We start from the raw sequence: 12330 nt of genomic DNA, 5'->3' as shown, positions 1-12330 counted from the left end.
AAGTTGCATTTTCAATGCGTACTGTATAAATTAACAGTATAACCACTGTTTGGATACACAGTATGCTTATCAACTTAGAAATTAAAAATTTTGCAATCGTTAATGCCTTAAATATTGAGTGGCAAGCTGGCATGACGGCCATTACTGGTGAAACTGGTGCTGGTAAATCAATTGCCATTGATGCTTTGTCACTATGCCTTGGCGAGCGCGCAGACCCTGCAGCCATTCGCCCTGGTACAGACAAAGCCCAAATTAGCGCTCATTTCGATATTTCAAAATTACCCGTCGCAAAACAATTTCTAAAAGAACATATGCTCAACAATGAAGAGCAAGATTGTATTTTACGCCGTGTGATCAGTAAAAGTGGACGCAGCAAAAGCTATATTAATGGTATTGCTGTTACCGCAGGACAACTAAAAGACTTGGGCCAATATTTGATTTCTATTCATGGTCAACACGCTCACCAGTTATTGTTAAAGCCAGAACACCAGTTACATCTACTGGATGCTTACGCGGGCCACCACTCACTGCTAAGCGCTGTAAGTACGCAATATAGCTATTTTAATAAATTACAACGCGAATACAGTGAACTACAAAAACAACAACAGACACAAGTCGCAAAACAGCAGTTGCTAGAATATCAGGTAGCAGAGTTAGATGAATTTGCGCTAGAAGACTGTGAATTTTCAAATATTGAGGCTGAACATAGCCGACTTAGTCATAGCCAAACTATTATAGAAACCTGCCAAAGAGAACTTGCTTACCTTTATGAGGATGATCAAACCGTACTTAGCCAATTGCAGCAAAGTGCGCAACAGTTCAGTGAATTAGCAGGTTATGACAATCAATTAAGTTCAATAGCGCAAATGCTAGAAGAAGCCGCAGTACAAATTGAAGAAGCATGTCGAGAAGTGCGCAATTACAGTGAAAATATTGACCAAAATCCCATGCGCTTACAGGAGCTTGAAGAGCGCCTGTCAAAAGCAATGGATTTATCTCGTAAGCACGCAATAAAACCTAATGAAATTTATACTTTTCATCAAAAATTAAAGCAAGAATTAAATGAAATAAGTTCCGATTTTCAACGTCTAGATGCCCTTGAACAAGAAATTGCAGATGCCATTCATGCCTATAATATTGCAGCTAAAGGACTCAGTGACAGCAGACTAACGGCTGCTAAGCAGCTCAATGAACTTATCAGTAAAAGTATGTCGTCACTATCTATGGAAAATGGCCGGTTTGCTATCGAGCTAACACAAAAAAGCCAACAAAAACCCACAGCAAAAGGGTTTGATGATATTGAGTTTTTAGTCACCACCAACCCAGGTCAACCACTACAACCGCTCGGTAAAGTAGCTTCGGGGGGAGAGCTTTCGCGTATAAGTTTGGCAATTCAAGTGATCATTGCACAACGCGTTACAACGCCAACGCTAATTTTTGATGAAGTCGATGTCGGTATTTCTGGCCCTACAGCATCACAAGTTGGCAAGCTACTTAGGCAACTGGGTCAATCTACTCAAGTTATTTGTGTAACCCACTTACCACAGGTAGCCTGCAGTGGACATCAGCAATTTTTTGTTACAAAAACAGTAAACGGTGGTGAAACATTCACCACAATGAAGCCACTTCAGCATGATATGCGAATAGCAGAAATAGCGCGTCTTATTGGCGGTGATAAGATAAGTGAAACAACAAAAGCCAGTGCGCTAGAGCTGCTCACTGTGCAAAGTGCTTAAACTTTGATAACACGAGACAAATCAAAGTGTTGGTAACAATTTACTTTTGCCACGGTTAAAGCTTGTTGATACATTCGCTCAGCTGTTCATAATTATCAGCCAAAAAGTGTTTTAGAGATAAAAATAATGGGCTCGGTAAGTTATCTAACGCACACCATTGCCATTGTGTGCATTTATTTGGCTCTTTTACTTCTGCGATACCAAAATCCGAGTAGGCAAGCATAAATAGGGTCACATAGTGCTTGTTTTCTCCTTCAAATATATCATTAGTAAACCCCAGCTTTACTGTTTTTTTTATGACCAGTCCCGTTTCTTCGCTAACTTCTCGCTGAGCACATTGTTCAATTGTTTCACCCACTTCCAGATGACCCCCAGGAGTTGCCCAAGTACCTGACCCATGTGCCCCCATTCGCTCCCCAAGCAGAAACTTACCGTCTCGTACAATAATAACAGCAACACCAACTCGAACCATTTTTATTCCTTAAACTTTGACCGAAAGAGATTAACTCATTAGGGCGTGTTTATCTTTAAGGTATGAATTTTGTTCTAATCAAAGGCTTTCAGTACGCGAAATAAGCAATGCAGCATAATGGTTTATGTCAGTTGCGAATGACAAAGTACTGGAAGCCTTTGGTTGAACTCTGTGAGCCACACGAGTTGACGATTTATTCAGTGCTATCGGTTAACTTACATAAAATAACTATACTATGAAGCCGCTGCGAAGCAGCCTCTGTCTGCCTAAATAACCAACTCTCTGAGGAAAAAACAAACAGCAAAGGTAAACACGCCCTAGGTAATAAGCTAAAATTATACAGCAAATATATTGATATAAAAAAGCCCGCTAGTGCGGGCCCGATGGTCTTACTACTTAGTTTGAAATCGTATCAACTAAACATCTAAATAATCTAAGATACCTTCGGCGGCGTTGCGGCCTTCAAATATTGCAGTTACAACTAGGTCAGAGCCACGTACTGCATCACCTCCAGCAAAAATTTTCGGATTACTGGTTTGATGTGTAAATGTACCTTGCTCAGGTGCTTCAATACCACCCCAATGATTAATTTCAACGTCATATTGCGCTAACCAATCAAGGCTATGTGGTTTAAATCCAAACGCTATCAGTACTGCATCTGCCTCTAGTACATACTCAGACCCAGGCACCTCTTCGGCTCTGCGACGGCCATTTTCATCCGCCTCGCCCAATCGAGTTTGTACCATTTCTACACCACTAACATGACCATTTGAATCGATTAAAATACCTTTAGGCTGTAAGTTAAACTTAAACTCAACCCCTTCTTCTTTGGCATTTTTAACTTCCTTGCGTGAACCTGGCATATTCTCTTCATCACGGCGATAGGCACATACAACCGATGCAGCATTTTGCCTGACAGAAGTACGAACACAGTCCATAGCTGTATCGCCACCACCCAGCACCACCACTTTTTTTCCTGCCATATCAACAAATGGTTGCTTCGTTTCGTCATACCCCATCACTCGATTGGTATTGCCGATTAAAAATGGTAGCGCATCATGTACACCCGACGCATCTTCATTAACCAGTCCGCCTCGCATACTTTGATAAGTACCCACACCAACAAACACCGCATCGTATTGTGAGATCAACTCATCCATAGATATATCTTTGCCCACTTCGGTATTTAACTGAAAATCCACCCCCATTTCAGCAAATACTTCTCGACGCTTTTGCATCACTGACTTTTCAAGTTTAAATGATGGTATGCCAAAGGTAAGCAACCCACCAATCTCTGGGTTGCGATCAAATACGACAGGCTTTACACCGTTGCGTACCAAGATATCAGCACAGCCAAGCCCTGCTGGCCCAGCACCAATAATAGCCACTTTTTTATCGCTCCAAACCACATAAGACATATCTGGCTTCCAGCCTTGCGCAAATGCGGTATCCGTAATGTACTTTTCAATATTCCCGATAGTAACAGCACCAAACTCTTCATTTAGCGTACATGCGCCTTCGCACAGCCTATCTTGAGGACATACGCGACCACACACTTCTGGCAGACTATTGGTTCTGTGAGATAATTCTGCAGCTTCAAAAATGCGTCCATTTCGGATCAATTTAAGCCACTGTGGAATATAGTTATGAACTGGACACTTCCACTCACAATAAGGATTACCACAATCTAAACAACGATCTGATTGTGAGTTAACCTGACTACCCGAAAAAGGCTCGTAAATCTCGACAAATGACTGCTTACGAGTTGATATTGGCTTTTTACGCGGATCAACTCTTTGCACGTCAATAAATTGATAAACATTCTCGCTCATACTTCCCCCTACTGAGCCTGCACACGAAGCTCTGCGCTACTGCGCGCCCTATGCCCTAATAGGCCTTTAACGTCACTTGATTTTGGTTTTATCAACTTAAACATCGGTAAATACAAGTCAAAGTTAGCAAGTACTTGCTCAGATCTTGATGAACAAGTTAAATCTGAGTGTTCAGCAATAAGGCCGCGTAAATGCTCTTGATGAGACGCTAATTCTGTAAGCTCAACGACTTCCACTAGCTCTGGGTTGATACGTTTTTCAAAATCATTGCTTTCATCCAAAACGTAAGCAAAGCCCCCTGTCATACCTGCGCCAAAGTTCACACCAACAGAACCTAGTACGCACACAACACCACCAGTCATATACTCGCAGCCATTATCACCGAGCCCTTCCACGACAGCCTGAACACCAGAGTTTCTGACAGCAAAACGTTCCCCAGCTCGACCCGCTGCAAATAGCTTACCGCCCGTTGCACCATACAAGCAGGTATTACCCATTATAGTGGCTTGATGACTTGCAAAACTAGAGCCCATTGGAGGGCGGATAACCAGCTTACCGCCAGCCATGCCTTTGCCAACATAATCATTGGCATCTCCCACCAGCGTCATCTCTAAACCACCAGCATTCCAAACACCAAATGATTGGCCTGCAGTACCATGTAATTCAATTGCAACAGGGTCCGCTGCCATGCCTTGATTGCCATATTTACTAGCAATATACCCTGACAATAAAGCCCCCACGGAACGATCTGTATTAGCGATGCGATTAACTAATGAAGTCCCTGATTTTATATCAATCGCTTGCTTCGCTTTGTCTAACAACCGCTCATTTAGCTCGCCTTGATAGTGTGACGTATTGACTGCACTGCAATAAAACGTTTCACCTGAGGGGTTATTTGGTTTTGCTAATAAGTTAGATAAATCAAGCTTGTTTTGCTTGACTGTACGACCTTCAATTACATCTAATAACTCTGTTCGACCAATTAAATCAACCAACCGTTTTACCCCAAGCTCAGCCATTAACTCGCGCGCCTCTTGTGCAATAAACTTAAAGTAGTTCATCGCCATTTCAGGTAAACCGTGGTAATGCTTTTGACGTAATGTTTCATCTTGAGTAGCCACGCCCGTTGCACAGTTATTTAAGTGACAAATTCTGAGGTATTTACACCCTAAAGCAACCATAGGGCCCGTACCAAAGCCAAAACTTTCGGCACCTAGAATAGCTGCTTTAATAATGTCTAGGCCTGTTTTTAAGCCACCATCAGTTTGTAAACGAATACGATGACGTAAGCCATTTTCAACCAATGCCTGCTGTGTCTCCACAAGCCCAAGCTCCCAAGGACTACCGGCATATTTTACAGACGTCAACGGACTAGCACCCGTCCCTCCATCATAACCGGCAATGGTAATGAGATCGGCATAAGCTTTTGCGACCCCTGTTGCAATGGTCCCCACTCCTGGTTCAGATACCAGCTTTACGGAAATCATGGCTTTGGGGTTGACTTGTTTTAAATCGAAAATGAGTTGGGCCAAATCCTCAATAGAGTAAATATCATGATGTGGCGGAGGTGAGATAAGGGTCACGCCCGGTACAGAATAACGCAACTTCGCAATATACGGCGTTACCTTTTCACCCGGCAGCTGGCCTCCTTCTCCTGGCTTTGCGCCCTGCGCTACTTTAATTTGGATAACATCCGCGCTTTGTAAATAATGCGGTGTCACACCAAAACGACCTGACGCTACTTGCTTTATTCGCGAGTTTTTTTCAGTACCAAAGCGTTGTTTGTCTTCACCACCTTCACCTGAATTTGAACAGCCGCCCAAACGGTTCATCGCAATAGCTAACGCTTCGTGGGCTTCTGGAGATAATGCTCCAATGCTCATAGCTGCGGAGTCAAAGCGCTTATATAACTCTGTGGCAGGTTCTACTTCATCTATACTGATTGGTGTTTGAGTTTTTAACGCAAGTAAGTCACGCAAATTAGTCACAGGTCTATTATTGACCAATTGTGCATATTTTTGATAATCGTCGTAGTTACCCGAGCGAACCGCCACTTGAAGTGTTTGAACAACATCAGGATTATAAGCATGATACTCACCATCATGTACATATTTAAGCAACCCTCCATGGCTCAACAACTTTCTTCGACTAAACGCCAATTTGTGCAACTTAACTTGATCGCTTTCAAACTCCTCAAAGCAAGCACCTTGAATGCGATTTGCCACACCTTTAAAGCAACAGCTAACCACGGCATCCGATAAACCAACAGCTTCAAACAGCATAGAGCAACGGTATGAGGCGATCGTGCTAATCCCCATCTTCGACATGATCTTATATAAACCCTTGTTAATCGCATTGCGATAGGCAAGCGTCACTTCTCGGTAGGTCTTTTTGATAATCCCGTCATCACACATAGCCACTAGCGATTCATAAGCAAGATAAGGATAAATAGCGGTTACCCCAAAACCAAGTAACACAGCAAACTGATGTGGGTCTCTTACGCTGCCAGTCTCAATAATAATATTTGAGTCACAGCGCAAGTTTGTGTCAGCCAATCTTCTCTGTACGGCGCCTACTGCCATAGCTGCGGGCACTGGCAATGTACTCTCACTGATATCTCGATCACTCAATACCACCATTACACATCCAGACTGCGCTTTTTGCTGTGCCTCGTCACAAATGCGGTTTATCGCATTTTCTAACCCTTCATCAGGACAATAGTTAAGTGACACTTTGCAAATAGAATAATGTTCATCATCTGCATTGCGAAGCTGCTGCATATCTGAATATGACAATACTGGTGATTCAAACTGCAAACGTTTAGCGTGCCCAGTTGTTTCGTTAAACACGTTTTGTTCACGACCAATGCAAGTGGCAAGCGACATCACATGGTTTTCTCTTAAGGGGTCAATCGGTGGGTTTGTGACTTGTGCAAACTTTTGCCTAAAATAGTCAAATAATGAACGATAGCCTTCTGATAGTACGGCAAATGGTGTGTCATCGCCCATGGAACCCGTTGCCTCTTGACCATTTTGACCCATTACCCTTAGTATTTGGTCAAGCTCTTCATTAGAAAAACCAAACAACTTTTGATAAGTAAGCAGCGCCTGTGCATCTAAATCCCTACCACCAGCTTGCTGTTCGTCAAGTTGTTCAAACGGGGTTAAGCGTTTTACATTCTGTTCTAACCAAGCTTTATATGGATGACGCGATTTTAAATCTTGATCAATTTCATCTGATTGCCAAATTTTACCATGAAGAGTATCAATAACTAATAATTCACCTGGGCCTACACGCCCTTTATCTATCACCTCATCAGCAGCGTAGTCCCAAATACCCACTTCTGATGCGAGTGTAATAAAGCCATCTTGCGTTAGCACGTAGCGAGCAGGTCTTAATCCATTTCTATCGAGGTTACATGCTGCAAAGCGCCCATCAGACATAACAATACCTGCAGGACCATCCCAAGGCTCCATATGCATAGAATTAAAATCGTAAAAGGCACGTAAATCTTCGTCCATAGCACGATTTTTTTGCCATGCCGGTGGCACAAGCATCCGCATTGCTCTAAATAAATCCATGCCACCAGCTAAGAATAACTCAAGCATGTTATCTAAACTTGATGAATCAGACCCTTCCTCATTGACAAAAGGTGCGGCTGATTGCAAGTCTGGTAATAGCGGGGATGAGAACTTATAAGCCCTCGCTTTCGCCCATTGGCGGTTGCCAGTAATCGTATTAATCTCACCATTGTGTGCTAAATATCTAAACGGCTGAGCCAAAGGCCAGCGTGGCTGGGTATTGGTAGAAAAGCGCTGATGGAAAACGCAAATTGCACTGGTCATACGCATATCAGCCAAATCAAGATAAAAATTTGGCAGATCAGCAGGCATCATCAAGCCTTTGTATACGGTCACCAAACCCGACAAGCTGGAAATATAAAATTGCTTATCATGAACGAGCCGTTTTTCAATTCTGCGTCTGGCAATATACAGCCGACGTTCAAGATCTTTTGGTCGCCAACCTTCTGGCGCACTCACAAATACTTGCTCAAAGAGCGGTAATTGTTGTTTAGCAATTGGCCCTAACATAGACGGGTCAGTCGGCACCTCTCGCCAACCTACTAGCGTTAATGTTTCTTTTTCTAGTTCTTCATCAACAACTTTTCTCGCGGCTTTTGCAAGCTCACTATCTGTGTTCAAAAATAACATACCTACGGCATAGTTTTTACCTAAGCGCCACTGTTGCTCTGCAGCAATTGCACGAAAGAAACTATCTGGCTTTTGTAATAATAAGCCACAGCCGTCGCCTGTTTTACCATCGGATGCAATACCCCCTCGGTGTTGCATCCGATCTAACCCTGTTATCGCCGTGCGAATGAGTTTATGGCTAGCCTGACCATTTACATGTGCTATCAAGCCAAACCCACAATTATCTTTTTCTAGTGCTGAGTCATATAACATGGACCCCTCCCCTTGCTACAACTGCCGTTGGTTTCACTTCAAACGAGATTTTTGGCAGATAGTCAAAATTAGCGATGTTTTAAATCCGAGTCAACACAATTATGAATACATATTCATGAACATGAATATTTCTCAATGGTATGACAAGTTAATCCAAAATTAAACCCAGCCGAAAAAACCAATACAAAAGAACCAAAAAACCAACATGACACCAGTGTCATTTTTAAATGAAAAGTTAATCACACAACCTACAGATTACAGTTTACGTAAACGTAAGGAAGGCGCATTTTGAATAAAAATTCAAAAGGACGATATGGAATAGTGTTATTTTGAGGTAGGTACGTGCATATTATTCAGCCGACTTTATTATTGGCAGGATAAAATAAAGTATTTTATGCCAACCCAATCACATAATGGCTTACGCAAGCGTCAACTAGGAAGTTAGAGTGAGGTTCGTCTTTTAAATAAAGTAAAAAAAAGCCCAACACACGGTTGGGCTACATAACTTAAATTTACGACAAATTTATACGTTATTCAGGCGAATCTGCCTCTTCAGTTTTATATTTTGCAGCGGCTTCTTGAATTAATGGTTGTAATTCACCTCGCTGAAACATTTCAATAATAATATCACAGCCACCTATTAACTCACCTTCAACCCACAGCTGTGGAAATGTTGGCCAATTAGCATAATGTGGTAACTCTGCGCGGATATCAGGATTAAGTAAAATATCAACGTACGCAAATTGCTCACCACATGACATCAAAGCTTGTGATGCTTGCGATGAAAAACCACAGTTAGGCAATTTAGGAGAGCCTTTCATATATAAAAGAATCGGGTTTTCAGAAATTTGCTGTTTAATTTTATCAATGGTTTCCATCTTTAACCTCAAAGTGACGATAGCATTTGGTCCGTGATAGCAAAGTATGCTTGAAATATCACCATTAAGACCATATTTACGATTAGTATTAAGGCAACGCCATTGCTGTTTGCCAAAACTTGAGTAAAATACTCAAGAATTATAGTATCACTATAATGCCAACTCGTATAGAACAGCACTGTTTAAGTGCATAGTGTTTGATACTTATATTTGGCATTCACACAACAAAATGGAGATTAAAATGGCATTTGAACTACCGTCACTACCTTATGCAATCGATGCACTTGAGCCTCACATTTCACGCGAAACTTTAGAGTTTCACCATGGTAAGCACCACAACACTTATGTTGTAAAGCTTAACGGTTTAGTCGAAGGCACTGAACTTGCTAACAAAACTTTAGAAGAAGTTGTATGTAGTTCAGAAGGGGGTGTTTTCAATAACGCTGCTCAAATCTGGAACCACACATTCTACTGGCATAGCCTATCACCAAACGGTGGTGGTGAACCTACAGGTAAGGTTGCTGAGCTTATTAACGCAAAATGGGGCTCATTCGCTGCATTCCAAGAAGCATTCAATGATAAAGCAGTAAATAACTTCGGTTCTAGCTGGACATGGTTAGTACAACTTGCAGATGGCTCTTTAGATATCGTAAATACGTCAAATGCAGCTACACCGCTTACTGACTCAGGTGTTACCCCAATTATCACTGTTGACCTTTGGGAGCATGCTTACTATATCGACTATCGCAACGTTCGCCCTAATTACCTAACAGGTTTCTGGGCATTAGTTAACTGGGAATTCGCAAATAGCAACATTGCTTAATAAAACCCCCGTCATTACGCGATAATATTATTGCAATAAAAGGCACTGTCAGTGCCTTTTTTATTACCTCCCTCTTTTCTCCTAATGCATTAAAATTTTAGAATTTTTAGGCAAATTACTAATATCAAGACTAAGCTTAAAGTAACCTTTTTTCTTTGTAGACAAATCAGCTTTTTGAGTAAGCAGGTTACTGGAGGTCGTTATGACGATATTTGAACACTACCAAGCCAGATATGAAGCAGCACAAGAAGAAGAGTACAGTATCGCCGAGTTTCTTGAGATCTGTAAAAAAGATAAATCGGCCTACGCGAGTGCTCCTGAACGCTTATTGATGGCAATTGGCGAACCACAAATGATAGATACTGCGAGCGATGCTCGCCTAAGCAGGCTTTTTTCAAACAGGGTAATTGCACGTTACCCCGCTTTTAATGAATTTTACGGAATGGAAGATGCAATTGAGCAAATTGTGTCGTATTTAAAACATGCTGCGCAAGGACTTGAAGAATGTAAACAGGTACTTTATTTATTAGGTCCTGTTGGCGGCGGTAAATCGTCAATTGCTGAAAAACTGAAATATTTAATGCAGCAAGTACCCATATACGCCATTAAAGGCTCTCCTGTTAATGACCATCCCCTCTCATTATTTAACCCTATTGAAGATGCTGAATTACTAGAAAAAGAATATGGTATAAAACCGCGTTATTTAAAAACTGTTATTTCTCCGTGGGCGTCAAAAAGATTACATGAATTCAATGGTGATGTTAGTAAATTTAAAGTGGTAAAACGCTTCCCATCAATTTTAGACCAAGTTGCCATCGCTAAAACAGAGCCTGGAGACGAAAATAACCAAGACATTTCGGCTTTGGTTGGTAAAGTTGATATAAGAAAGCTTGAACATTACGCCCAAAACGACCCAGACGCTTACTCTTACTCAGGTGCATTATGCTTAGCAAATCAGGGGCTTATGGAGTTTGTAGAAATGTTCAAAGCCCCTATTAAGGTGCTACACCCGCTGCTGACTGCAACCCAAGAAGGAAACTATAACGGTACAGAGGGGATTTCTGCATTACCGTTTAACGGTATGATCTTGGCTCACTCAAATGAATCCGAATGGCAAACATTTAAAAACAACAAAAATAACGAAGCATTTTTAGACCGTGTTTATATTGTCAAAGTACCTTACTGTTTACGCGTTTCTGAAGAAGTGAAAATTTACGACAAACTAATAGAGAACAGTGAACTTGCTTCTGCGCCATGTGCGCCTGGCACACTCGAAACATTGGCTAAGTTTGTCTCACTATCACGCATTAAAGAGCCAGATAATTCAAGCATTTATTCAAAAATGCGAGTGTATGATGGAGAGAGCTTAAAAGACACCGACCCTAAAGCTAAATCGTATCAAGAGTATCGAGATTATGCTGGAGTAGATGAGGGTATGACGGGCCTTTCGACACGGTTTGCTTTTAAAATCCTTTCCCGCGTCTTTAACTTCGATCATGCAGAAGTGGCTGCTAACCCAGTTCACTTATTTTATGTGCTTGAGCAACAAATTGAACGCGAACAATTTAATGCAGAAATACAAGAGCGTTATCTAAGCCACCTTAAAGGTTACTTAATTCCTCAGTATGTAGAGTTTATAGGTAAAGAACTGCAAACTGCCTATCTTGAGTCTTATTCAGAGTACGGTCAAAATATTTTTGACCGTTATGTCACCTACGCCGACTTCTGGATACAAGATCAAGAATATAGAGACCCTGATACCGGCCAGTTATTCGACAGGGCCGCATTAAATGCAGAGCTTGAAAAGATTGAAAAACCCGCAGGTATTTCAAACCCTAAAGATTTCCGTAATGAAATCGTTAATTTTGTACTTCGCGCAAGAGCACATCACAATGGCCAAAACCCAGTTTGGACCAGCTATGAAAAATTGCGTACCGTTATTGAAAAGAAAATGTTCTCTAACACTGAAGAGCTGCTACCTGTTATTTCATTCAATGCAAAAACCTCTGCTGAAGATCAGAAAAAGCATGAGGACTTTGTGAATCGTATGGTTGAAAAAGGGTATACGCAAAAACAAGTACGGTTACTCTCTGAATGGTATCTAAGAGTTAGGAAATCACAGTAGC

7 protein-coding genes are annotated in these 12330 nt (G+C 41.6%); 3 read left to right on the top strand and 4 right to left on the bottom strand.

From position 1 onward, the window contains the following. Nucleotides 1-62: 62 nt before the first annotated feature. The gene (gene recN, locus OCI93_RS03755) at nt 63-1736 is read left to right on the top strand and encodes a DNA repair protein RecN (RefSeq protein ID WP_261592729.1); all 1674 of its coding nucleotides are present in this window, start codon (nt 63-65) and stop codon (nt 1734-1736) included. A gap of 55 nt (nt 1737-1791) precedes the next feature. On the opposite strand, the gene OCI93_RS03750 is transcribed toward recN, so the two are convergent. From OCI93_RS03750 to OCI93_RS03735, 4 genes are all read right to left on the bottom strand, one after another. Then, complete coding sequence (locus OCI93_RS03750; RefSeq protein ID WP_261592728.1) at nt 1792-2208, bottom strand: nucleotide triphosphate diphosphatase NUDT15; 417 nt, start codon at nt 2206-2208, stop codon at nt 1792-1794. Between the two features lie 416 nt (nt 2209-2624). Then, nucleotides 2625-4040: an FAD-dependent oxidoreductase gene (locus OCI93_RS03745; protein WP_261592727.1), complete on the bottom strand. Its 1416-nt coding sequence runs from the start codon at nt 4038-4040 to the stop codon at nt 2625-2627. 8 nt (nt 4041-4048) lie between these two features. After that, nucleotides 4049-8503: a glutamate synthase large subunit gene (gene gltB, locus OCI93_RS03740; RefSeq protein ID WP_261592726.1), complete on the bottom strand. Its 4455-nt coding sequence runs from the start codon at nt 8501-8503 to the stop codon at nt 4049-4051. 530 nt (nt 8504-9033) lie between these two features. Further along, nucleotides 9034-9381, bottom strand: coding sequence for a Grx4 family monothiol glutaredoxin (locus tag OCI93_RS03735; RefSeq protein WP_261592725.1), 348 nt, complete (start codon nt 9379-9381; stop codon nt 9034-9036). Nucleotides 9382-9622: 241 nt separating this feature from the next. On the opposite strand from OCI93_RS03735, the gene OCI93_RS03730 reads away from it, so the two are divergent. Together OCI93_RS03730 and OCI93_RS03725 are read left to right on the top strand one after the other, a co-directional pair. After that, nucleotides 9623-10204: a Fe-Mn family superoxide dismutase gene (locus OCI93_RS03730; RefSeq protein ID WP_261592724.1), complete on the top strand. Its 582-nt coding sequence runs from the start codon at nt 9623-9625 to the stop codon at nt 10202-10204. A 202-nt stretch (nt 10205-10406) separates the two neighbouring features. Then, nucleotides 10407-12329, top strand: coding sequence for a PrkA family serine protein kinase (locus OCI93_RS03725; RefSeq protein WP_261625807.1), 1923 nt, complete (start codon nt 10407-10409; stop codon nt 12327-12329). Nucleotide 12330 lies beyond the last annotated feature (1 nt).

Origin of the sequence: Pseudoalteromonas holothuriae (assembly GCF_945859825.1) — a bacterium.
GTDB classification, from domain to species: domain Bacteria; phylum Pseudomonadota; class Gammaproteobacteria; order Enterobacterales; family Alteromonadaceae; genus Pseudoalteromonas; species Pseudoalteromonas holothuriae.
Note: the sequence above shows the minus strand (reverse complement) of the source record. Positions and strands in the feature narration are given on the sequence as shown.

What these genes read in the sequence shown, in the direction of transcription:
- recN (WP_261592729.1), top strand. Translation starts at nt 63, where the DNA reads ATGCTTATCAACTTAGAAATTAAAAATTTTGCAATCGTTAATGCCTTA.
- OCI93_RS03750 (WP_261592728.1), bottom strand. Translation starts at nt 2,208, where the DNA reads ATGGTTCGAGTTGGTGTTGCTGTTATTATTGTACGAGACGGTAAGTTT.
- OCI93_RS03745 (WP_261592727.1), bottom strand. Translation starts at nt 4,040, where the DNA reads ATGAGCGAGAATGTTTATCAATTTATTGACGTGCAAAGAGTTGATCCG.
- gltB (WP_261592726.1), bottom strand. Translation starts at nt 8,503, where the DNA reads ATGTTATATGACTCAGCACTAGAAAAAGATAATTGTGGGTTTGGCTTG.
- OCI93_RS03735 (WP_261592725.1), bottom strand. Translation starts at nt 9,381, where the DNA reads ATGGAAACCATTGATAAAATTAAACAGCAAATTTCTGAAAACCCGATT.
- OCI93_RS03730 (WP_261592724.1), top strand. Translation starts at nt 9,623, where the DNA reads ATGGCATTTGAACTACCGTCACTACCTTATGCAATCGATGCACTTGAG.
- OCI93_RS03725 (WP_261625807.1), top strand. Translation starts at nt 10,407, where the DNA reads ATGACGATATTTGAACACTACCAAGCCAGATATGAAGCAGCACAAGAA.